Source organism: Erythrobacter sp. THAF29, assembly GCF_009363635.1.
In the GTDB taxonomy this organism is placed as follows: domain Bacteria; phylum Pseudomonadota; class Alphaproteobacteria; order Sphingomonadales; family Sphingomonadaceae; genus Erythrobacter.
This window is the reverse complement of sequence record NZ_CP045392.1, coordinates 2,771,899-2,794,510: the sequence shown is the minus strand read 5'-3', so window position 1 is coordinate 2,794,510 and position 22,612 is coordinate 2,771,899. Positions and strand designations below refer to the sequence as shown.

Sequence of the window (22,612 nt, the reverse complement as noted above, 5' to 3'; positions counted from 1 at the left end):
ATCCGACGGGGCGCTGATGGACGTGATCAACATTTTCCTCACCGACGAACTGGGAAACACGCTGGAGGATTTCGTTCACGACGAACGCCGCTTCGTGTTCGACCGGCTCGGCGCGGACGGCCCCAAGCGGCTCGTCGACGGCCCGACCTGGATCTTTGTCGACTGGGTGATGGATGATCTTGCGGGCCTCGAAATGTGTCGCCGACTGCGCGCGGATGAGCGCACCGGGGAAGCGCATATCACCATGGTGCTCGAGGAAGACGATATCGAGGACCGCCGCCGTGCGCTGAAGGCAGGGGCGGATGATTACATGATCGGCCCGCTCGATCGTACCGCAGTGCTTGACCGGGTGCTCGCAGTGCAATCGAACAATGTCGATCGCGGCGCGACGCAACGCATCGAGGCGGGCGATCTGGTGATCGATCTTGCGGCGCTGCAGGCGCGCTGGAACGAAAAGCCGGTGCAGCTTCGTCCCAACGAGTTCCGCCTGCTGCGATACTTCGCGGAGAACCCCAACCAGGTGCTTTCGCGCGAAGACCTGATCGCAGGGCTGGGCAAAGGCGACGCGCCAATCGACGAGCGCACGGTCGATGTTTGGATCGGCCGCTTGCGCCGCGCGATCAAGGCGGCAGGCGGAGGAAACCCGCTGCGCACAGTTCGATCGATGGGCTACGTCTTCGACCTGAACTGACCGGCAAAAAAAGGCCGCTCCCCGAAGGAAGCGGCCTCGAGGGTACTGGAGAGGGCCAGTTGGTCAGAATTCCGCTTTCACTCCGAACGAGAAGCTCGTGCCGACTTCGTAGGTGTTGATCTCGATCCGGTTGTCGCCGAGCTGCTGGAACTCGAAATTGTCGCGGCCGAGGATGTTGCGTGCCTCGAACGACAGCTCGAGCGGGACGCCGCCAAGCGCCACGTCCGTGCGGGCGACGATATCGACGGTCACGCCCGGGTCCTCGACCACGTCGGGCAGCGCGCCGCCGCGCAGCGTCACGCGCTCGCTTGCATAATTGACCAGCACGGTCAGCTGCTGGGTCTTCTCCGTGTCCTCGATCCCGATCGAGAAGTTCGCGACATGGTCCGACTGCCCGACCAACGGTGCGCCGTCGTCGAAAATGAGGCTGGAGAGCTGGTTGGGGTTCGAAGTGGTCGGCGAAATGTCATCCGGTCCAACCGAGATTTCGGACTGTGTGTAGGTGTAGTTTGCAAGGAACAGCAGCTGCTTGGTCTCGAAAAACGATCCGCCGAGATTGTAAAGATCGAAGCCGTAGACCAGATCGAGCTCTGCGCCATACAGGTTGGCGCTCGGCGCGTTGGCAAAGCTGGTGAGGACCTGACCCGAAGCGGAGACCAGAGTGTTCTCGATCGGGTTGTCGATTTCCTTGAAGAACCCGGCAAGGCTCACACGGTTCGGACCGCCAAGATAATACTCGGCGCGCGCCTCAATATTGATCAGTTCGCTATCGTTCAGCAGCGGATTGCCGCGGAAACGGCGGTTTGAATCGGGATCGAAGTATGTCTGTTCGACCAGTTCGCGAAATTGCGGGCGGGCGATCGTCTGGGATGCGGACAGGCGCAGCTGAAGATCGTCGACCGGTTCCCAGGTGATGGTACCGCCCGGCAGGAAATAGTCGTTGTTGAGATTCGTCGGCGTCGCGCCGGCAATCGGTGTGTTGAAGATTGTCTGGTCCAGTGCGACGACCTGCTCTGCCTCCTCGTAGCGGACGCCCGCTTCCAGCGTCAGCGTGTCGGTCGCAAGCCATCGGAACAGGCCATAGCCCGCCTTTATCTCGATCCCGGCGTCGAAAACCGGGAAAGGCGACGCTTCGGTCAACGTCACATCGAATCCGGCGAGGGTTGCGCCGTTGATGATGTCGCCCGGACGACGCAGTCCGAGAGCCGGGACAATCGCGTCCGGCAGCACGTCGCCAGAGATGAACGGCCGGAACTCTCGGCTCGAAGACCGGCGGGTTGTGTCCGAATAGGCGCCGCCGACGGTCACTTCGAAGCTGTCGAAAAGCTCGTAGGAGAGGTCAAGCCCGCCGAACCACAGCTCTTCCCGGAGATCGTCGAATGAGACGGTCGTGATCCCGGCATCGGACAGTTGGTTGAAATAGGCGACGAAGAACTCGCCGTAGGGATCGCCTGGAATGTTAGTGCGCGTGTAGCTGACATTGGTGTTGAACGGAGCCTCGCGATCCGTCCGGGCATAGCCGCCGCGCAGGTCCACGCCGAGCCGCCCGAATTCGAGCTCGGCGACAAGCTGCGTGTCGATCAACTGACGCTCGAACCAAGCAGTCTGCTGGTTCTGGAAATCGAAGCCGCTGAAGCCCGGCAGGATGTCGGTCCCTTCCTCAAGTCGCGCGGTCTTGAGCGTGTCGCGGATGTATAGGTTGGTCCAGCGGATCGTGTGCGGACCAATATCGAGACCAAGGCCGATGAGGCCGTTCACGAGAATGCTCTCGTCGGTGATAAACGTGCGGAAATCCTGGAACAGTTCCGAAAGGTCCGAACTGCCGCCCTGGCTGACTACCGTGCGGTTGCGCAGCGAATTCTTGATTGAAGCGGTCGCGATGAGACCGAGATAGGTGTCCTCGCCGAGCTCGAACGATGCGCCGCCGGTGAGCGATCCGGAGAGGTTGACGCGCTGCTGCGGTACCTTCTGAAGCGTAACAAGGTTGAGGGGCATCAGTTGCCCGGCAATGCCTTCGCTCACCTCGATCGGAACCGTGCCGATGCGCTCGCCGCTGTCTAGAAAGGCCTGGAGATTGGAAGGAATGTCGCGGTTTCCATTGTCGAAACCGAAAGAATCCCAGTCTGAGCCGAAGTAGGTCAGACCGTTCTCGAATGTCGTTTCGGTATCGCCGCCTGTTGACAGGCTGATGGTCAGGAAGTCGTCGACTGGGACGGCCTTGGTCGTGAGGTTGATCACACCTCCGCCGAACTCGCCGGGGTAATTTGCCGAATAGGTCTTCTGGACGAGCGAGGAAGCGACCACATTGGTCGGAAAAATGTCGAGCGGGACAACGCGGCTCAGCGGTTCGGGGCTCGGCAACGGAAGGCCATTCAGCAACGCAAGCGAGTAGCGATCGCCGAGGCCGCGCACGAAAACGCGGCCGTCGCCGACGACCGAAAGGCCGGTCACGCGTCCCAGCGCGCCGGCGATATCACCCTCGCCGGTGCGCGCGATGTCGGCTTCCGAAAGGACGTTCAGAACCTGTGTCGAAGACCGCTCCGGATTGCGATTGCGTCTACCGGTAACAATGATCCCGCCGCCCGGGACCGAAATCTCCGGCTGTTCGGCGGTGTCTTCTTCCTGGACGGTTTCCGCGTCCTCGATCTGCCCGTCCTCGGTTTCTTCGACCTCCTGCGGGTCGGACGACTGCGCAAAGGCAGCAGCCGGGAAGGTGAGCGACGTGGTTAGGAGCAGCAAGCCTGCGAGACGCGTGCCGGTCGACATAAAGCGGTAGACCCCTATTTCAGCGATTGGTTTCCGGCTCTTGAGAACCGATTCTTGTGCGGACGGGGAGGCGCGAGCGGACGCCGCGCCTCCCCGATCCAGAAAAGCGCGCGATCAGTAGACCGGCAGCGAAGTGCAGGCGCCGGTGGCGCTGCCGAAGTCCATGATGGAGGAATTGCAGGTCCAGTCGCCGAACACATCGGCCACGTTGTCATCCTCCGCCCCGATGAACGTCGAGGCGCTGAAGAATGACGAGCGCGCGGTTGCATCGAACGGCGTCACACCATTCTCGTTCGCACCGTTCACGAATGTGTTGGTGAGCGAGAGGGTGAACATCAGATTGTTGTTGGTCCCGGCATCGACGACCGCTTGCACTTCGGCATCCGAAACACCCGAAGACCCGCGAACCGGACGGTTGACTCCGTCGCACACGACCGAATCGAAGCCGATGATGGCATTCAATGTGATCTGCTCGTCGATACGAATGCAGACGTCGTCAGCCGTATCAACATCGATTATGCCGTTGGTAAGGCTGAGCGCTGGCCCGCCGCGGGCACGAATGGCTTGCGAGGAGGAAGACGAACGCTGCACGAAGGTGAAGTTGTTCACCTGCAGAGTCGACTGAGGGAGAGCGTTGCCAGGAGTACCGTCGGCGAGATCGTCCGGGCTATCGAACTCGATCAGGCTGTCACCCGTGCCGGTACGCTGCACGACAACGACGGTTTCCACGTTGGCCTGCGCGCCGCTGTCGACGTCGAGAGAATCGTCCGAGGCACCAATCACCGCGAGATTCTTCACATTGACCGATCCGCCGAAGAATTCGACGCCGTCGTCCGAGCTGTTGAACGACATGATGTTCTCGAGCGTCGTGCCCGAGCCGGTTCCGCCGGTGGTTAGCGACTGGAGTTCGTTCGATTGCTGCAGCTCGAAACCTGAATAGCGGATCTGGTTGTAAGTCATCGAGCCGGAACTGTCGGCGCTGTCCGTGCCACCGAACGGTGTGGCGACGACGGTGCCTTCGAGCTGCTGTTCGCATTGCGGGTTGGCATTCGGCGCCGCTGCGGTGTTGAATACGAGGTTCGAGCAATCCGATACGGGCGCGCGGCCGAGCAGTACGACACCGCCCCACTGTGCCTGGCTATTGTCGTTGCTTAGTCCAAGTACGTTATCGCGACTTGTCCAGATGATCGGCATCGTGGGAGTGCCGTTGGCTTCGATCGTGTTGCCGCGGTTGACGACGAAGAACGACTCCGCCTGAGCAAAGAAGATAACGCCCGGCTCGACGTTGAGCGTCACATCGGTTCCGGTGCTGTTGAACCCCTGGTCCGTGCCAACATTCACGCGGCCACTGATCTGGTAAAGCAGACCGTTTACGAACGGCAGGTTGTCGTCGACATTGAAAGTCTCCGGCAGGGTGCAGACGCGATATTCGCCGGTCGGACCGCTTATCGTCCCGGCATCGGTAAGGCCGCCGGCCGAGTTGATTGTCGGACAACCTGCTGCCGGCGTGACGGTCGCGCCTCCGGTGGGCGTGGGCGACGGCGTAGGCGACGGCGCCGGATTGTTGATGATGATGTCACCACTTGTGCCGGGCGAGACGATTTCGTCCGCGCCGCAGCCGGCGAGCGCGACGATGCTGGCGCCAAGGACGAGTGTACGTTGGAAATTCTTCACTGCTAGCGGTCCCCTCTAGAAAAACCGAGAATCGAGTTTCGCGACTTGCTCGCGAGAGGGGCGCTAGGATTTGCGCATGACAGAATTCTTGCAGGATTACTGTTTGAATTCAGTATCCACACGTTTGTTTTATTATGACTTTAGTACGACAAAAGTACGACAAAACTGACAAAGGGAAAATGATCAGTCTTCGCAAGTCAGGGGTAATATTACCTCGAATTAACAGATGTTTATGAGACTAGATGGCGTAAAAATGACAATGTTTCATTTTTGTTGCAGTTCGATGAAGCATTTTGCACAATCCTTTCAATCGAAAAGGAGAGTGTGTGATGCCCTTCATTGCATTGGCAATTGCGGTCGCGACATCAAGTCCGGTTGGGGGTGATTCGGCGTCTACCCAAATGCTTGCCGAACCCGAAGCAAAGCTGGCGTCGGCAGCGCTCGCATCCGGTAGGGATACTGCGGCAATCCGGACGCTCGAACGGGAACTTGATTTGCGCCCCGATGATCCAGCCGTCCTGATCAATCTCGGGATAGCCTATGCGCATCGCGGCGACGACCAGAAAGCGCGCGCATTGTTCAAGGCCGCCATGGCGAGCGACGATAAAGCCGATCTAGAAACGGCAGATGGCAGTACGACAGATTCTCGCAAGCTCGCCCGCAAGGCGCTTTCAATGCTCGATCGCGGAGCGTTTCGGCCAATCTCGGTTCCCAAAGAAACTCTTACCCTACGCGATTGATCTAAGGAACAAATCCTGCCCATAGAGAGGGCGCGCTAACTCGGCGCGCCCTCTTTTCGGGTGGATTCACCCGATCTCAAGAACAATCCGACACCCTTTGATAGGCAAAATTGTCACCCTGCTGTCATTTGGGGTAAGCAAGAGAGGGTCTCGGAGGGTTCGCAAAGTGATTCTCGCGCGCGCGGGCAAAACAATAATCGCAGCATCATTCGCCGTTTGCGCCATTGCGGCGCAAGCCGATGTGATGGAAGTCGACGGCAGCGGCGCCCGTTGGGTCGCCGGTGGCCTTGCTGCGCCTCTCGCAGAGGATACCTCCATCACCGAGCCCGTGACGGTCGATATGAATTCGGGGACCCTGCCTGGCGCGGTTGTGACCGATCCGGCCAGTCATGCACGCCATGTACCCGCTCGCTACATGCCCAAGATCCTCGAGCTCGCACAGCGTTTCGACCTCAGTCCGAGCTTACTGGAGGCGGTTGTATGGCAAGAGAGCCGGTGGCGCGAAAACGCGGTGTCGCCTGCGGGAGCGCGCGGTTTGGCGCAATTGATGCCGGTTACTGCGAAGTATCTCGGTGTCGATCCGGACGATCCCCATGCCAACCTCGAAGGAGGTGCGCGTTATCTGCGTGAGCAGCTCGACCGTTTCGATGGAGATCTTGAAAAGGCGCTCGCCGCCTACAATGCCGGCCCTGGCCGCGTCATACGCGCAGGAGGCATCCCGAATATTCGTGAGACTAAGCAATATGTTGCTGCCATTATGGGCCGTCTTGCAAGCCACTCGCGTGCCGAAAGACAATAGGCCAAGTGGCTAACAGATCGACCTTTTGAGCTTTGAGGGAAATGGATAACTTGATGAATTCGCTTACTCGCGTGCCGGCACGGATTGCCGCACTATTTGCTTTTCTGACAATGCCAAGCGCCGCTCTTGCGCAGGGTGCCGATCCGCAGGGGGCGGGACCGATAACCAACGCGCTCTTGTGGCTGCAGGGGACGCTCCTTGGAACGGTTGCGACAACTGTTGCCGTTATGGCTGTTGCCGCAATCGGCTTCATGATGCTGACCGGCCGGATGAACTGGCGCTTTGGCGCGACCGTCATCATCGGTGTCTTCATCCTGTTCGGCGCGACAACGATTGTCGCCGGCATTCAGGCTGCGGCAGGGTAGGGCGGACTAAAGGAGCGCGCGCATGAGCGATCTGTCACGCCATCCGGTGCACCGCGCACTCACCCGGCCGCAAATGTTTGCCGGGGTGACGATGAACTTCTTCATCATCAACCTGATGGTAACCACGATCGCGTTCCTTATCCTGAAGAGCTGGTGGATTCTGCCGGTTCCGCTGGTGATGCACGTGATCGGTTATTTCGCTTCGCTGCGCGAGCCGCGCATTTTCGACCTCTGGATCACCAAGGTCTCACGGTGCCCGCGCGTGCCAAACTACAAACGCTGGGGTTGCAACAGCTACGCCCCCTGACACGCTACAAATACGAGGCCACCCGAAGGAGGGCCCGACACGATGGTAAAATGGATCGGAGCAGCGGCATGGAGCGCGAAAGAAGCGCGCGCCGGCGATCGCCTGCCCTATGCGCGGCTGCTCGACGAGAGCACCGTGATGCTGCGCGATGGCTCGGTGATGACCGCGATCCAGGTGCCGGGCCTGCTGTTCGAGACCGAGGATTCCGAGGCGCTGAACGCTCATGCGGCGACGCGCGAGGTGATGCTGCGCTCAACACTCGATGCGCGCTTCGTGCTCTACCACCACGTTATTCGTCGCCGGGTCGAGGTCGAACTCGATGCCGAATTCGACGATCCGCTGTCGCGCCATATCGACGCGCGCTGGAAGGAGCGCCTCGCGGGCGGCTCGCTGTTCATCAACGACCAGTTCGTGACGCTGATCCGCCGCCCCGCACGCGGCAAGACCGGCCTGCCCGAACGCATCTCGAAATTCTTCCAGCGTCGCGGGCAGGAAGAACTCGAAGCCGATCCCAAGGATATCCGCAGTCTCAAGGCGGCTGCGACCGGCCTTGTCGCTTCGCTGTCGGCCTATGGCGCGACGATGCTGGGCGATTACACCGGCACGGCCGGCGGGACCAATTCGGAAATGCTCGAACTGCTCTCGGCGATCTACAACGGCGAAATGCGCCCCGTGCGCCGTCCGCATGACGAAACCGATATCGGCCATATGTTGCCCTATCGCCGCGTGAGCTTCGGCCTGGATGCAATGGAAATCCGCGGCTCGGGCGAACCCGAATTCGCCTCGATCCTGGGTCTCAAGGACTATCCCGAGGCGACATCGCCCGGCCTGCTCGACGGGTTGCTGAGGCTGCCCTACGAGATGATCGTCACCGAAAGCTACGCGCCCAATGAACGGACAACCGCGCGCGAGCGGATCGACCTTGCGCTCAGGCGGTCGCGATCGGTCGACGAGGAGGCTGCCGCCGAACGCGCCGACATGATGGCGGCGCGCGATGCGCTCGGAAACGGGGGCGTCGGCTTCGGCGACCATCACCTCACCGTGATGGTGCGCGAGCGAACGCTCGACCGGCTCGACGATGCTACCGCCGCTTGCGCTGCCGCGCTCGCCGATACCGGTGCAATCGCAGTGCGGGAGGACACCAATCTCGAACCGGCCTTCTGGGCGCAATTTCCCGGCAATGAGGAATATATCGTGCGCCGCGCGCTCATTTCCTCGGCCAATATGGCGGGCTTCGGCAGCTTCCACGGCTTCGCATTGGGCCAAGCGAGCGGAAACCATTGGGGCGACGCGGTGACACTGCTGGAGACGACCAGCGCGACCCCGTTCTTCTTCAATTTCCACCACGGCGATCTCGGCAATTTCTCGGTCATCGGGCCGTCGGGTTCGGGCAAGACCGTGGTGATGAATTTCCTCGCCGCACAGGCGCAGAAATTCAGCCCTCGCACCATCCTGTTCGACAAGGATCGCGGCGCGGAGCTGTTCATTCGCGGGATCGGCGGGCGCTATGACCGGATCGATCCGGGCGAACCGACCGGGTTCAACCCGCTTTCGCTGCCCGATACACCATCCAACAAGGCGTTTCTGCGCGATTGGCTCGGCGTGCTGCTCAAGGCGGACGGGCCGGAAGAATTCGCGACCATCGCCGCGGCGGTCGATGCCGCCTACCAGAACGATGCGAGCCTCAGGCGCCTGCGGCATTTCAAAGAATTGCTCGCAGGCGCGCGCCGTCCCGAACCGGGCGACCTTGCCGACCGGCTGGGCGCATGGATCGGCGGCAATGGCGATGACGGAGGCGAGCACGCCTGGCTGTTCGACAATGAGCGCGACCTGCTCGATCTCGACCGCCGCGTCCTCGGCTTCGACATGACTCAGTTGCTCGAAAACCCGCGCCTGCGCACGCCGGTGATGATGTATCTCTTCCACCGGATCGACGAGCGGCTCGACGGGCAGCCGACCATGATTCTGATCGACGAAGGCTGGAAGGCGCTCGACGACGAGGTTTTCGCCGCGCGTATCCGCGATTGGCTCAAGACCCTGCGTAAGCGCAACGCGCTGGTCGGGTTCGCCACGCAAAGCGCGAGGGACGCGCTCGAAAGCCGCATCTCGACCGCGCTGGTCGAGCAAACGGCGACGATGATCTTCATGCCCAACAGCCGCGCGCGCCCCGAAGATTATTGCGAAGGCTTCGGTCTGACCGATCACGAGCTGGCGCTGATCCGCAGCCTGCCTGCACACAGCCGCTGCTTCCTCGTGCGCCAGCCCGATGCGAGCGTGGTCGTGCGGCTCGATTTGTCGGGCGCGCCCGAAGTGCTCACCGTCCTTTCGGGCCGAGAGGCCTCGGTGCGCAGGCTCGACCTGCTGCGCGAGGCGGTGGGTGACGATCCGGCCCAGTGGTATCCTGCGCTCACCGGTCACGCATGGCCCGATGGCCCGGCGGAGGTCGACGAGAACGGCATTCCTGTCTGGCAGGCGGCCGAATGACGACGAGCTGCGATCTTGTCGCCCAGGACATGGGCACCGGCGTCGCCGCAGCGCTGACCGCGGTCGATTGCATCGCCGGCCAGGTCAGCGAGCAGGCGTTTGGAAGACTGTTCGGCACCGAGGGCGAAATGGCTTTCGTCCTGACCTTGCTGCTGGTGCTTTACGTCGCGTTCTTCGGCTTCAGCCTGATGCTCGGTCGCTCGAACCTGTCGGTGCGCAACCTTGTGCCGCGCATCATGACGGTGGGGCTGGTGCTCACCTTCGCGACCAGCTTTGCCGCCTTTTCGACCGTGTTCTACAACGTCTTTGTCGGCGGGCCGGACGAGATCGCCTCGATCCTCACCGGCACGAACGGCTCGGCTACGGCCGTATTCGCGCAGAAGCTCGACGTGGTGTTCGTCGCGGTCCAGCAGGCGAGCGGCGATGCGACCGATATCAGCCTGTTCTCGCCCGAGGGGATGATGTGGGCGGGCGCGATGATGCTCCTGCTCGGCACAGTCGGATTGCTTGTCACGGCTCGGATTGGCCTCGCGCTCCTGCTCGCGGTCGGACCGATCTTCGTCGTGCTTGCGCTGTTCAACGGCACGCGCGGGCTCTTCACCGGCTGGCTGAAGGGCGTGACGATGCTTGCTATCGCGCCGCTTTTCGCGGTGCTGGGGGGATCGATCATGCTCGAGATCGCGGTGCCGATCCTCTCCTCCCTCGTCGCGGTGCCGGGACAGATCGACCAGCAGGCGGCGATGGCATTCTTCATGGTAGGCTTCGTCCACTGCGCGCTAATGACAATGGCACTGATCGTATCGGTCGTCATGGTCGGCAAGTGGAGGGTGTTCGGCTTCGCACCTTCGAAGGACGAAGTCTCCGCGTATGACTCGGCGCGTACGCCGCCCGCTGCCGCTCCAGCCGCGACAATGCCGCGCACCGCGCAGATCGTTCCAGCAACCACTGCTCAGGGACAGCGTCGCATCGAAGTCACGCCGTCTCCGACAGTCGTCGCCGCCAACGATGCTGGCGGTTCGGGTAGCACGTCAATCCGCACGACCAAGGTTTTTGCCACCTCCTCAGGCAGCGGTCAGGCTGCCCCGCTTAACCCTGCCGGATCGCGCACGCGCGGGATTGGCAACCGCTTCCGCGGTGTGGGCAAAGGCCCTTCGCCGCGCAAATCGGAGATTTCGAAATGATCCGCGCCGAACAGCTTCGGCTCCCCATCCTCGCGGCCGCAGCGCTGGCGCTCGCCGTGCCTGCAAACGCACAGGACGAACGCCTGCAGACTCGCGTTTATGACGAAACCGAGGTCTTCCGCATCAATGGCAAGGTGAAGGTCCAGACGACGATCAAGTTTCGCGAGGACGAAAAGATTGAAAATGTCGCGATTGGCGACAGCACTTCGTGGCAGGTCCAGCCGAACAAGGCGCAGTCACTGTTGTTCGTGAAGCCCCTGAAACCCAATGCGGTCACCAATCTGACCGTGGTGACCGACAAGCGCACATACCTGTTCGATCTGGTGGCAAGCCCACGCAACAGGCCGCTATACGTTCTCCAATTCCGCTATCCCAAGGCCGAAGCGGCGGAGGAAGAGGCGCGGCTGGCTGCTGAGGCCGAAGCTGCGCGCGAGGCCGCCAATCCCACAGAGATCGCAGCGGCGACCGATCCGCTGGCAGTGGTCGATCCGGCCGAACTCAATTTTGCCTGGAAAAGCGAAGGCGACAAGGCGCTCATACCGAGCCAGATCTACGACAATGGCGAACTCGTGTTTCTAACATGGCCAGAAGACACTCCTGTGCCCGCCATCCTCGTCACCAATTATGAAGGTGACGAAGGTCCGGTAAACTTCACCGTGCGCGGCGACACCGTGGTGCTCGATATCGTCCCCGAGCGGATTATTCTGAGATCGGGAGATGACACCGCGACTCTTACGAACATCGGCCTAAAAGCGGACAATGCCCGCAGCGCGCGTGCTTCTAAAATGCGTAAACGGGGATCGTGATGGCCTCTAATCCGGAGATGAAATGATGCGCCTGGCAATGCGTCTTCCGCCCAAAAAGGGCGCCCGCGAGAACCCGCCAGAGGGCGACCCGCGTGAACACGAAACCGCCGAGATCATCGATCTGGCGAGTCGCAACGGTTTTCCTGCTGTTGTCGACCGCAAGGCAAAGTCCGAGGGGCTAGGCCTCGCCGCTGGCGTTGCTATCGTCGGCCTGCTCGGCGCAGTTACCTTCTGGGCGATGAACGCCGCCCAGCAGACGCCGCCTCCACAAAGTGTCGGCAATCCGAACGTGCCGCCGCCCCCGCAGGCAGCCGCTCCAGCACAGCCTGCGCCGGTTGCGCCACCACAGGAAGTGACGCCGCGCCCCGATCCCGCACCCGCGCCGATCCTCGCCAACAATCCCAGCGTTGGACCTGCCACCAATCCCTATGCCAGCCCGACCATGGTCTATGACGCGAGTGCGGCCTCGCAGTCCGGCCGGCTTGCCGAGGTGCCCCAGGCGGTTTCGGCTGCGCCCGGTGCGGCTCCCGGCGGGACCGGTGCCGAAAATGCAGCGGCAGCCTTTGCCAGCCGCATTGGAGGAGTAGGCGGTGCACCCGCCCAGGCGAGCGCGATGACCAATCCGTCGACGACGGTCACGCAAGGCACGCTGATCCCTGCGATTCTCGAGACTGCGATCAACACCGATGTGCCCGGCTATGTCCGCGCGGTGGTGAGCCAAGACGTGCGCAGCTTCGATGGCAAGCGCGTGCTGATCCCGCGTTCCTCGCGCCTGATCGGCCAGTACCAGTCGGGCGTGCAGAACGGGCAGAAGCGCGCCTATGTGATCTGGACCCGCCTGATCCGGCCCGACGGTGCATCGGTCAACATTGCCTCTCCCGCGGTCGGTTTCGACGGCACGACGGGACTTGCCGGCGATGTCGACAGCAAGTTCTTCCAGCGTTTCGGCTCGGCATTGCTGCTTTCGCTCGTCGATGGCCTTGGCGCGATAGCGAGCGGCGGCACCTCGCTGATCGTCGGCGGCGGATCGAGCGCGGCCTCCACAGCGCTCCAGCAGGACGGGCAGATCGGCCCGACCATCCGTGTGCGCATGGGCGAGCCGATCCGTGTGTTTGCCGCGCGCGATCTCGATTTCAGCACGGTGAAATAGAACTGCGATGAGCGCCGACATCCACCCGCTTGCCTCTTCCACAGGGGAGGAGCCACAGGCCGACAGCCTGACGCAACTGGGTGAGCGAAGCGTCTATCTCGACGCCTATCTCGAACCGTTCAAACGCTGGCTCGATCGCGACACCGTGACCGAGATCATGGTCAATCGGCCGGGCGAGGTGTGGATCGAGGATGCATCCGACCCGGGCATGAAACGGATCGAGACGCCCGGCATCGACGACCGGCTGGTGCAACGGCTCGCCGAGCAGGTGGCGCGCGTCTCGCACCAGGGGATCAACCGCGAGCACCCGCTGCTGGGCGCGACTTTGCCCGACGGTGCGCGTATCCAGTTTTGCGGACCGCCCGCAAGCCGCAGGCACTGGGTCATGGCGATCCGTCGCCACCGCCGGCTCGACCTGCCGCTCGACGCATATGACAGCGGGCCGCTGACGGGCGAAGTCGATGTGGCAATGCCCGATCCGCAGATGGAGCCGATCGCCTATCTGCGCGAGGCGATCCGCCATCGTCGCACCATCCTGATTTCCGGAGGCACCAGCACCGGCAAGACGACCTTTCTCAACGCCATGCTCGGCGAAATCCCGCGCGAGGAGCGCGTGGTGATGGTCGAGGACACGCCCGAGCTGAAATTCCCCGGCGAAAACTCGGTCGGCCTCGTCGCGGTCAAGGGCGAGCTGGGCGAGGCCAAGGTTACGGCGAACGAGCTGCTCCAGGCTGCGCTGCGCCTGCGTCCCGACCGGATTGTGCTGGGCGAGCTGCGCGGTGCGGAAAGCGTCAGCTTCCTGCGCGCGATCAACACCGGCCATCCCGGCAGTTTCTCCACGATCCACGCAAACTCGCTGCGCGGCGCGCTAGAGCAATTGTCGCTGATGGTCATGCAGACGGGTATCGGCCTCTCGCGCGCGGACACCATCGCCTATTCGGCAAGCGTGATCGACGTGATCGTGCAGCTTGGCCGCGATGCGAACGGCAAGCGTGGCATCACCCAGATTGCGGATAGCCGCTCGCTCGTGTGAGAACGGGGCAGGCGTGTGACAAGCGCGCGCTTGTGAACTACATGCGGGGGGTGCGCCGGCCTGCCTTTTATTCGCAGCGGCGCGCAGGTTTTCGGCTTCAGGTGGAGCAGGCACGGCGATGAACGACATGGCGATCAAGGGCGAGGGGATGCGGGGGGTACCCGACGGCTCGCACTCGCCCTTCGCCGCGCGGTTCAAGCCCGAAGATCTCTATTTCAACCGCGAGCTTTCCTGGCTTTCTTTCAACGAACGGGTGCTCGCCGAAGCCTGCAACGAGCGTTACCCGCTGCTTGAAAGGCTGCGGTTCCTTTCGATTTCGGGAAGCAATCTCGATGAATTCATGATGATCCGCGTCGCCGGGCTGGTCGGGCAGGTCCAGCGCGGGATCGCCAAGCCATCGATCGACGGACGCACGCCGAGTCAGCAGCTCGCCGCGATCCGCGAGCGCATTGCGGCAATTTCCGCACGCCAGCAGGAGATCTGGCGCGACCTTCATGGCCGGCTGGCCGGGGCGGGTATCAATGTCGCCGACGTCCACCGGATCGAGAAGGCGGCGCACAAATGGCTCAAGTCGTTCTTCCTCGAGGAAATCCTGCCGGTTATCACCCCGCAGGCGCTCGATCCGGCGCATCCGTTCCCTTTCGTCCAAAACGAGGGGATGGGCATACTCTTCACGCTGACGCGCGATGTCGACGGGGAGCAGATCATGGAAATGGTGCTGATTCCGAGCGCGCTGCCGCGTTTCGTTCGCGTCCCCGATGACCGGGTGAGCAGCGGCGAGACGATCTATATCTCTATCGCGAGCCTGATCCAGCGTTATGCGAAGAAGCTGTTTCCCGGTTTCACGATCGAAGGCGACGGGGTGTTTCGGGTGCTGCGCGACAGCGATATCGAGATCGAGGAGGAAGCCGAGGATCTCGTTCGTACCTTCCGCAGTGCGATTCAGCGTCGGCGGCGCGGGCAGGTGATCCAGCTCGAGCTGGAGGAGGATTTCGACCCCAGGGCCGAAGCGATCCTGCTTGAACAGCTCGGCGTGCACGAGGCCGCAGTGATCAAGACCGACGGGATAATCGGGATCGACGGGCTGGCCGAGATCGTCGAGGAAGACCGGCCCGATCTCAAGTTCGATGCCTATTCGCCCCGTTACCCCGAGCGCATTCGCGAGCATGACGGCGATGCCTTTGCCGCGATCCGCGAAAAGGACATCATCATCCACCACCCATACGAAAGTTTCGAGGTGGTGGTCGACTTCATCCGCCAGGCGGCCGAGGATCCCGATGTGGTCGCGATCAAGCAGACTCTTTATCGCGCAGGCTCGCAATCGGCCGTCATCAACGCGCTGATCGAGGCGGCCGAGCGAGGCAAATCGGTGACCGCCGTGGTCGAGCTGAAGGCGCGTTTCGACGAGGAGCAGAACCTCACCTGGGCGACCAAGCTGGAGCGCGCCGGAGTGCAGGTCATCTACGGCTTCACCGACTGGAAGACCCACGCCAAGGTCGCCATGGTGGTGCGGCGTGAGGATGACGGGTTTCGCACCTACTGCCATTTCGGCACCGGCAATTATCACCCCGTCACGGCCAAGATTTACACTGATCTCTCCTTCTTCACCGCCGATCCGAAGCTCGGGCGCGATGCGGCCAAGATGTTCAATTTCGTCACGGGCTATGTCGAACCGGACGAGCTCGAACTGATCGCCATCGCACCGCTCAACCTGCGCGAGGAACTCGAACGGCGGATCGATGCCGAGATTGCCAATGCGAAGAAAGGCAAGCCTGCAGCGATCTGGATCAAGTGCAACCAGATCACCGATCCGCGCATGATCGACAAGCTCTACACCGCGAGCGAGGCGGGTGTGCAGGTCGAGCTGGTGGTGCGCGGCATTTGCTGCCTGCGTCCGGGCGTTCCGGGCCTCAGCGAGAATATCAGGGTCAAGTCGATCATCGGCCGCTTCCTCGAACACAGCCGCATCTATGCCTTTGCCAACGGCCACCCCATGCCCGGGCCCAAGGCGGCGCTCTATATTTCATCGGCTGACCTGATGGGCCGCAATCTCGATCGCAGGGTCGAGGCGCTGATCCCGATTCTCAATCGCACGGTCCACGATCAGGTTCTACAGCAGGTCTTGCTCGCCAATATGCTCGACACCGAGCAGAGCTGGTGGCTGCATCCCGATGGCACCTATTCACGCGTCGAGAGCGAGGGCAAGCCGTTCAATTGCCATCGTTATTTCATGACCAACCCCTCGCTTTCCGGCCGTGGCGGCGCGCTGGAGGCGGGAGCGGTTCCCAAGCTTTCGCTGCGCAAGGGGCGCGGCTGATGAGCTACGCGAAGCGGCGTGCGGACCGCGACGGGGCCTTTTCCGGCAATGTTCCCGAACGCGCGATCATCGATATAGGTTCGAACACGGTCCGCCTCGTTGTCTATGGCGGATCGATGCGGGCGCCCACGACCCTGCTCAACGAGAAAGTGACCGCGAGGCTCGGGCGGGACATCGCGACCACCGGGACGCTTGCGGGAGAGGCGGTCGAGCTTGCCAAGCGCGGGCTCAAACGGTTTGCGCTGCTGCTCGACGATCTCGGGGTGGACGATATAGAAACGGTGGCGACCGCCGCCGTGCGCGATGCGAACAACGGACCCGAATTCGTCGAAAACCTGCGCGCGATCGGCCTCGATCCGCGCGTGCTTTCAGGCGAGGAGGAGGCCTGTCTCAGCGCGCGGGGCGTGGCAGGGGCATTTCCCGGTGCGAGCGGCGTGGTTGCCGATCTGGGTGGAGGGAGCCTCGAACTGGTCGAGATCGAGGACGGAGAGCCGGGCAGGGCGATCTCGCTCCCCCTTGGCACCCTGCGCCTGCCGGAATTTCGCGAGGCTGCATCGGGCCGCAAGGCGATGCGCAAGGCGCTCGAAAAGGCGCTTGGCAAGGGAGCAGGCGAATTCCGCGAGGGGCTTGGCAAGGGCAGGCCGCTCTATCTCGTCGGCGGAACATGGCGCTCCATGGCGGTCTACGCGATGCAGGAAGCGGGCCACCCCTTGTCCGATCCGCACGGTCTGGCGATCGGCGCCGACCGCGGCATCAAGCTTGCCAAAGCCCTCGCGGCAGAAACGCCCGAAAGCCTGCAGGGGCGCGACCGAATATCGGCGATGCGGGCGGAGAAAATGCCCGATGCCGCGGTGCTGCTGCAGGCACTTGTTTCGCATATTGCGCCGAGCGGTCTTGTCTGTTCGTCCTGGGGGCTGCGCGAAGGTCTGCTCTACGACCGGCTGTCGCCGCACATGAAGGCGCAGGATCCGCTGCTTGCCGGAATCGGGGTGTTTGCGAGCCAGCGCGGCGCGCCCCCGACGCTGGCCGCGCGGATCGCGGGATGGACGGTGGACGCCGCGCCGCCGCGCAAGCACGGGGACGAAAGGCTGCGGCTGGCAGCGACGATGCTGGCGCTCGCCTCGATGCAGATCGAGCCGAATATCCGCCACCCCCAGGCCGTGGCCTGGGCGCTGCACAAGCGTTGGATCGCGATCACCGACCGCGAGCGGGCGATGCTTGCGGCGGCGATCGCGGCAAACGGCAATCACCTCGACTTGCCCGAAAGCGTGACCGAGCTTGCCGATGCCGAGGCGCTCGAAGAAGCGATCTGCTGGGGGCTGGCGGTGCGGCTCGCGCGGCGGCTCGGTGCCAAGTCCCGCCGGTCGCTGCAGGTCAGCCGCCTGATCGTGCGCGAGGGCACGCTGGTCCTGCGGCTCGAGGAGAGCCACGAGGCGCTATTCGGCATCCCGACCGAGAAGGACATCCGGCTTCTGGCCGACAGGCTCGGGATGGACTGGACGGTCGAGACGGTCGCCAATGGCAAACTGCACACCGAACCGGAAATGATCGAAGGCGTCCCCGCCAAATAGGGTCAACCCTCGCTCCGATGCTCGCGCGAGGAGAAGGGCGAGAAATCGGTGTCGAGGTCGAATATGTCGACCCCTTCGGCCTTTTTGAGCCACCCTACGACGGCATAGGTCACGGGCGTTAGTAGCGCCTCCCACAAAACCTTGAGCAGCCAGTTGGTGACCATCACGGTGATTACCGCCTCGGTGGACCAGATCCCGTAAAACGCGATGGGGTAGAAGATCAGGCTGTCGACGCCTTGCCCCACCACGGTCGATCCGATCGTTCGGGTCCACAGCGCCTTGCCCCGCGTCCACACCTTCATCTTCGCCATGACATAGGAATTGACGAACTCGCCCGCCCAGAATGCGGTGATCGAGGCGATGACGATGCGCCACGTGCTGCCGAAAACGCTCTCGTATGTCTGCTGGCAGACAGGGCCCGGCACGCTCGCCGGTGCGCCCTTCAGCTCCAGCGTATCGGATGCCGCACAGGTCCAGTGGTCGAAGGCGGGCAGTCCCACCACGACATAGCTCATGAAGGCGAGGAAGATCATCGCTGCAAAGCCAGTCCAGATCACCCGGCGCGCGCGGGCAAAGCCATAAACCTCGGTCAAGACATCGCCGATGACGTAACCGAGCGGGAAGAACAGGATTCCCGCGCCGTAGATGAAGATTCCGTCCTCGGCCGGCCACCACCCGTCCGGCCACCAACTTATCTCGACAAAGGTGAGCTTGGCCGCGCCGATGATATTGGACAGCAACAGGATCGCGACAAAGGCCGCCATTACGAAATCGTAGTAACGGAATCTCTCCGGCGCGTGGCTGGTCGCCTCGATGCCGTCATCGGGATCGGTATCGAAAGCGGCAGCGGGATCGGGCTTTTCCATAGAGGCGCGCCCTAGCGCGATTTGAATGACCGGCAAAGCGCGCTATTGGGGGCGCGCACCCGATCGCTGGTGAACGGTGCGCGCCCGTAGCTCATCTGGATAGAGCGCGAGACTTCTAATCTTGAGGCAGCAGGTTCGAGTCCTGCCGGGCGCGCCAACACTTCATCTTATCTCTGGCACGGCTTGTTTGCTGACATGGGCCGTAGCTGGGATGAGTCCGGCACCATTCATGTTCGGACGATCAGCGTTGCCTCCCTCGATTGTCGAAGGAGGCAGCACATGAAGCTCAACACCTCGATTACCCTTGCCATTGCAGCTCTTGCGGCGCCGGTCGCCGCGAGCGCGCATCCGATTATTGTCGAGCGCGACCGCGGCCTGAAGATTTCACCGAACAACGACAGCAATTCGTGGTGGCTCGATTACAAGACCGACATCAGCGAGGCCGAGCGCGAACTCGATAGCGATCTGCGGCGCGCGACCGATGAAGAAGACGTGCGGGATGCCTGGGAAGAATACCATCGCGAGATCGCCGATGCGAAACACGACTATCGCAAGGAGATGCGTGAGCGCGGCTACCGTGTCGCCAATTTCCGCGAAAACCGCAGACGGATGGCTCGGCGTTGATCTATTCTGCGAGCTGGCAAAGTAACGGTCAGTTTATCATCCTCGAGCGACTGTTTCGAGCAATTCCGAGGTGACAGGATAACCTGCATCTTCGAGGATTGTCAGCATCGGTTTTCCGCTGGTCGCGTCGACTTTCGGAACGATCGTCTTGACGGGTATAGCCTCTGCCTGCGCGCGGGCTTCTTCGAATGAGCTGAACAGCGCCAGCCGTTCGAGATTTCGTCTTGTGGGGAAGATCAGTTTGATCTCGCCCCGTTCCGCCTTGTCGAGCGCATCTTGCGCGGTGGTCCAGAACAGGTGCGTGTTCTCAGTCGCATCGACCTCGATATCGACCGCACCGGTGCCCAGGTTCGCGAGGTAGAAGCGAGTATCGTAGACACGCGGGATATTTTCATTCTTTGGAAACCAGCGGGCGAAGGGGACAATCTGGTCGAAGTCGAGGCTCCAGCCAAAGGCTTCGAGCACCGGTGCGAGTTCGCCCTTTTCTTCCAGCATCGCGCGCGCCTCTGCCGCGCTTTGTGCGGTGATTTCTCCGACCAATCCGAGCGCGAGCCCAGTTTCCTCAAGGGTCTCCCGGATTGCGGCGATCTGGTGGCCTGCTTCGTCGGCGGTCAAGCCTGCATCGCCTGCTACAATTTCGCCAAGAGCGAAGTCGGCGGGATCGACACGACCGCCAGGGAAGACCGCCATCCCGCCCGCAAACACCATGTTGCGCGAGCGCACGGTCATGAGCACCTCGGGAGGGCCACCTGCCGGATTGTTGCGGAATATGACGATGGTTGCTGCGGGAATCCCCTCGGGGCCTGACGTATCGGACATAGGCGCAGTGATGGCCTTTTGCTGCGCGCTTGCCAAGAGGAAGGGGGAAGGCGAGCTCTGTCGAATTACTTTACAGGCCGGAAAGCGTTAACCCCAACTTCACCATCGCAGCCCGCAAAATTCCTTGTTTTCAGGGTTTTGGCACGGCCCATGCATACTGCAAGTCAGCCCTAGTGGTCTTCAAAACGAGGTTAGGCCTTTATGGTCTCTGGGCCCAACCTCCCCGTTAGAAAAAGAACCGCCCTGCCTTGGTCAGCAGGGCGGTTTCTTTTTGAATGCAGCTCTGGCTGGGCTTTGGCAGAAATCGGGACCTGCCAAGGTCCGCAAGGCCGACCGGCGGTCCGCAGCGATGCGACCTTCAGGTCGAATGTGCGAGGAAATCGCAGCGCGGAGGCGCTGCTAAAATCAAGACGCTTTTGCGACGCCGTTCTTGTCGAGCATTTCCTGAAGTTCGCCGGCTTCGAACATCTCCATCATGATGTCGCTGCCGCCGACGAATTCACCCTTCACGTAAAGCTGGGGGATGGTCGGCCAGTCGGAATAGGCTTTGATGCCCTGGCGGATTTCCATGTCCTGCAGCACATCGACGCTTTCGTACTGGACCCCGCAATGATCGAGGATCGCGACAGCGCGGCTCGAAAATCCGCATTGCGGGAAGAGTGGCGTGCCCTTCATGAACAAGACGACGTCGTTGTCGCCGACGAGGGTGGAAATGCGTTCTTTGATGTCAGCCATGACGTTGCGGCCTTCGGTTGTTTTGTCTGTCAGGGGCTACGTGGGAACCACGGTGGAGACTTGCAAGGCGTGCAGCTCGCCGCCCATCCGCCCGCCGAGCGCTTCGTAGACCATCTTGTGTTGCTGGACGCGGCTCTTGCCCGCGAATTGCGGCGCGATGACCTTCACCGCCCAGTGATCGTCGTCACCGGCGAGGTCAGTGAGTTCCACGGTCGCGCCGGGGAGGGCCGCGACGATCGCGGCCTCAATGGCAGAGCCACTCATCGGCACGGGATCAGTTCTCGCTCAGCAGCTGGCGTTTGGCCTCGATGGTCATTTCCTCGAGCTTGGCGCGGATGTCGGCTTCACTGACATCGCAGTCCGCAGCCGTCAGGTCGCCGAGCAACTTGCGGATCACATCCTCGTCGCCTGCCTCTTCAAAGTCCGCCTGGACGACCGCTTTCTTGTAGGCGTCGGTCTCTTCCTCGGTGAGGTTCATGAGACCCGCGGCCCATTCGCCGAGTAGCCGGTTGCGGCGCGCCGCGATCTTGAAAGCGTTTTCTTCGTCGAACGCGAATTTCGCTTCCTCAGCGCGTTCGCGATCCCTGAAATCTGTCATTGGTGTCCCTTCCGAAATATCTGTCACTGAGATAGGCGTGGGCGGGGCGACCGACAAGCCGCCCCTGCGGTGAATCAGTCCATTGTCACGACAAGCTTGCCGACGGCCTCGCGGTTTTCGAGCTTGGCAATAGCCTCTCCCGCACGTTCGAGCGGGAAGGTTTCGGAAACCAGCGGGTCGATCTTGCCGGCTTTCATGAGGTCGAACAGCTCCTCGACCTGCTGACGGAACTTGACCGGTTCGCGTGCCGTGAATGCGCCCCAGAATACGCCGCAGATGTCGCAGCTCTTCAGGAGCGTGAGGTTTAGCGGCATCTTCGCGATCCCGGCAGGGAAGCCAACAACGAGGAAGCGGCCCTCCCACGCGATCGAGCGCAGCGCAGGCTCGGAATACTGGCCGCCGACGATATCGTAAACGATGTTCGCGCCGCCCGGACCGCACGCGGCTTTGAACGCATTGGCGAGTTCCTTGGATGCCGCCTTGTCCATCTCCTCCTTAGGATAGATGACGACCTCGTCCGCGCCCGCTTTCTTTGCGACCTCGCCCTTGGCCTCGCTAGAAACGGCAGCAACGACCCGCGCACCGAACGCCTTGGCGAGTTCGACCGCAGACAGGCCCACACCGCCCGCCGCGCCGAGTACCAGCACCGTGTCGCCTTCCTTGATGTGTCCGCGATCCTTCAGTCCGTGGATCGTCGTGCCATAGGTCATCAGCAGCGAAGCCGCCTTTTCGAACGGCACGCCATCGGGGATGGGGAACATGCGGCCCGCTGGTACGATGACCTTTTCGGCCAGGCCGCCATTGCCGATCCCCGCCATCACCCGGTCGCCGACCTTGTAGCCTTCGACCCCTTCGCCGACCGCCTCGATCACGCCTGCAAGCTCGCCGCCCGGTGCAAAGGGGCGCTCGGGCTTGAACTGGTAGAGATCGCGGATGATGAGCGTGTCGGGATAGTTGATCGCGCAGGCCTTCACCGCGACCAGCACTTCGCCCTTGCCGGGCGTGGGTGTCTCGACCTCGTCGAGGGTCAGCGTCTCGGGGCCTCCGACTGCATGGCTGCGGAGTGCTTTCATCTCGGTTTCTCCC

At 62.2% G+C, this 22,612-nt stretch carries 21 protein-coding genes and 1 tRNA gene; 14 read left to right on the top strand and 8 right to left on the bottom strand.

Going from position 1 to position 22,612, the window contains the following annotated elements:
• Positions 1–16 precede the first annotated feature (16 nt).
• A complete protein-coding gene (locus FIU90_RS13630; protein WP_152435271.1) occupies positions 17–691 on the top strand; it encodes a response regulator transcription factor in 675 nt (224 codons plus the stop codon).
• A 63-nt stretch (positions 692–754) separates the two neighbouring features.
• On the opposite strand, the gene FIU90_RS13625 is transcribed toward FIU90_RS13630, so the two are convergent.
• On the bottom strand, positions 755–3,457 hold the full coding sequence (locus FIU90_RS13625) for a TonB-dependent receptor domain-containing protein (RefSeq protein ID WP_152435270.1): 2,703 nt from the start codon (positions 3,455–3,457) through the stop codon (positions 755–757).
• A 114-nt stretch (positions 3,458–3,571) separates the two neighbouring features.
• Positions 3,572–5,131, bottom strand: coding sequence for a hypothetical protein (locus tag FIU90_RS13620; RefSeq protein WP_152435269.1), 1,560 nt, complete (start codon positions 5,129–5,131; stop codon positions 3,572–3,574).
• A gap of 401 nt (positions 5,132–5,532) precedes the next feature.
• Between FIU90_RS13620 and FIU90_RS13615 the strand changes: the two genes are divergently transcribed.
• The 11 genes from FIU90_RS13615 (at position 5,533) to FIU90_RS13565 (ending at position 17,884) form a co-directional block, all read left to right on the top strand.
• Positions 5,533–5,871, top strand: a complete 339-nt coding sequence (locus FIU90_RS13615; RefSeq protein WP_172970270.1) for a tetratricopeptide repeat protein — start codon at positions 5,533–5,535, stop codon at positions 5,869–5,871.
• 166 nt (positions 5,872–6,037) lie between these two features.
• The gene (locus FIU90_RS13610; RefSeq protein ID WP_234029530.1) at positions 6,038–6,670 is read left to right on the top strand and encodes a lytic transglycosylase domain-containing protein; all 633 of its coding nucleotides are present in this window, start codon (positions 6,038–6,040) and stop codon (positions 6,668–6,670) included.
• Positions 6,671–6,723: 53 nt separating this feature from the next.
• Positions 6,724–7,035: a TrbC/VirB2 family protein gene (locus FIU90_RS13605; protein ID WP_152435267.1), complete on the top strand. Its 312-nt coding sequence runs from the start codon at positions 6,724–6,726 to the stop codon at positions 7,033–7,035.
• Between the two features lie 22 nt (positions 7,036–7,057).
• Positions 7,058–7,342, top strand: coding sequence for a type IV secretion system protein VirB3 (locus tag FIU90_RS13600; RefSeq protein WP_152435266.1), 285 nt, complete (start codon positions 7,058–7,060; stop codon positions 7,340–7,342).
• A 42-nt stretch (positions 7,343–7,384) separates the two neighbouring features.
• Positions 7,385–9,826 carry a VirB4 family type IV secretion/conjugal transfer ATPase gene (locus FIU90_RS13595; RefSeq protein WP_152435265.1) on the top strand — a complete coding sequence of 814 codons (2,442 nt, stop codon included), beginning with the start codon at positions 7,385–7,387 and terminating at the stop codon, positions 9,824–9,826.
• Entirely contained in the window at positions 9,823–11,007 is a 1,185-nt protein-coding gene (locus FIU90_RS13590; protein WP_152435264.1) for a type IV secretion system protein, read from the top strand. The genes FIU90_RS13595 and FIU90_RS13590 overlap by 4 nt, the downstream gene beginning before the upstream one ends.
• On the top strand, positions 11,004–11,813 hold the full coding sequence (locus FIU90_RS13585; RefSeq protein WP_152435263.1) for a TrbG/VirB9 family P-type conjugative transfer protein: 810 nt from the start codon (positions 11,004–11,006) through the stop codon (positions 11,811–11,813). The genes FIU90_RS13590 and FIU90_RS13585 overlap by 4 nt, the downstream gene beginning before the upstream one ends.
• Positions 11,814–11,838: 25 nt before the next feature.
• On the top strand, positions 11,839–12,963 hold the full coding sequence (locus FIU90_RS13580; RefSeq protein ID WP_234029704.1) for a TrbI/VirB10 family protein: 1,125 nt from the start codon (positions 11,839–11,841) through the stop codon (positions 12,961–12,963).
• Between the two features lie 7 nt (positions 12,964–12,970).
• On the top strand, positions 12,971–13,996 hold the full coding sequence (gene virB11 / locus FIU90_RS13575) for a P-type DNA transfer ATPase VirB11 (protein ID WP_152435262.1): 1,026 nt from the start codon (positions 12,971–12,973) through the stop codon (positions 13,994–13,996).
• Between the two features lie 148 nt (positions 13,997–14,144).
• Positions 14,145–16,313: an RNA degradosome polyphosphate kinase gene (locus FIU90_RS13570; protein ID WP_370515210.1), complete on the top strand. Its 2,169-nt coding sequence runs from the start codon at positions 14,145–14,147 to the stop codon at positions 16,311–16,313.
• A complete protein-coding gene (locus tag FIU90_RS13565) occupies positions 16,313–17,884 on the top strand; it encodes a Ppx/GppA family phosphatase (protein WP_152435261.1) in 1,572 nt (523 codons plus the stop codon). Before FIU90_RS13570 ends, FIU90_RS13565 begins: the two co-directional genes overlap by 1 nt.
• 2 nt (positions 17,885–17,886) lie before the next feature.
• Here the strand turns inward: FIU90_RS13565 and FIU90_RS13560 are convergent, their stop codons facing one another.
• Positions 17,887–18,750, bottom strand: a complete 864-nt coding sequence (locus tag FIU90_RS13560; protein WP_152435260.1) for a queuosine precursor transporter — start codon at positions 18,748–18,750, stop codon at positions 17,887–17,889.
• Between the two features lie 80 nt (positions 18,751–18,830).
• Between FIU90_RS13560 and FIU90_RS13555 the strand changes: the two genes are divergently transcribed.
• Positions 18,831–18,907: transfer RNA gene (locus FIU90_RS13555), tRNA-Arg, on the top strand.
• Positions 18,908–19,029: 122 nt separating this feature from the next.
• Complete coding sequence (locus FIU90_RS13550) at positions 19,030–19,374, top strand: hypothetical protein (protein ID WP_152435259.1); 345 nt, start codon at positions 19,030–19,032, stop codon at positions 19,372–19,374.
• Between the two features lie 36 nt (positions 19,375–19,410).
• Here the strand turns inward: FIU90_RS13550 and FIU90_RS13545 are convergent, their stop codons facing one another.
• The 5 genes from FIU90_RS13545 to FIU90_RS13525 form a co-directional block, all read right to left on the bottom strand.
• On the bottom strand, positions 19,411–20,193 hold the full coding sequence (locus FIU90_RS13545) for an NUDIX domain-containing protein (protein WP_152435258.1): 783 nt from the start codon (positions 20,191–20,193) through the stop codon (positions 19,411–19,413).
• 405 nt (positions 20,194–20,598) lie between these two features.
• The gene (gene grxD / locus FIU90_RS13540) at positions 20,599–20,928 is read right to left on the bottom strand and encodes a Grx4 family monothiol glutaredoxin (protein WP_152435257.1); all 330 of its coding nucleotides are present in this window, start codon (positions 20,926–20,928) and stop codon (positions 20,599–20,601) included.
• Between the two features lie 36 nt (positions 20,929–20,964).
• Positions 20,965–21,192 carry a BolA/IbaG family iron-sulfur metabolism protein gene (locus FIU90_RS13535; RefSeq protein ID WP_370515069.1) on the bottom strand — a complete coding sequence of 76 codons (228 nt, stop codon included), beginning with the start codon at positions 21,190–21,192 and terminating at the stop codon, positions 20,965–20,967.
• Between the two features lie 10 nt (positions 21,193–21,202).
• Entirely contained in the window at positions 21,203–21,526 is a 324-nt protein-coding gene (locus FIU90_RS13530) for a DUF1476 domain-containing protein (RefSeq protein WP_152435255.1), read from the bottom strand.
• A gap of 74 nt (positions 21,527–21,600) precedes the next feature.
• The gene (locus FIU90_RS13525) at positions 21,601–22,599 is read right to left on the bottom strand and encodes an NADPH:quinone oxidoreductase family protein (RefSeq protein WP_152435254.1); all 999 of its coding nucleotides are present in this window, start codon (positions 22,597–22,599) and stop codon (positions 21,601–21,603) included.
• Between the last annotated feature and the right edge of the window lie 13 nt (positions 22,600–22,612).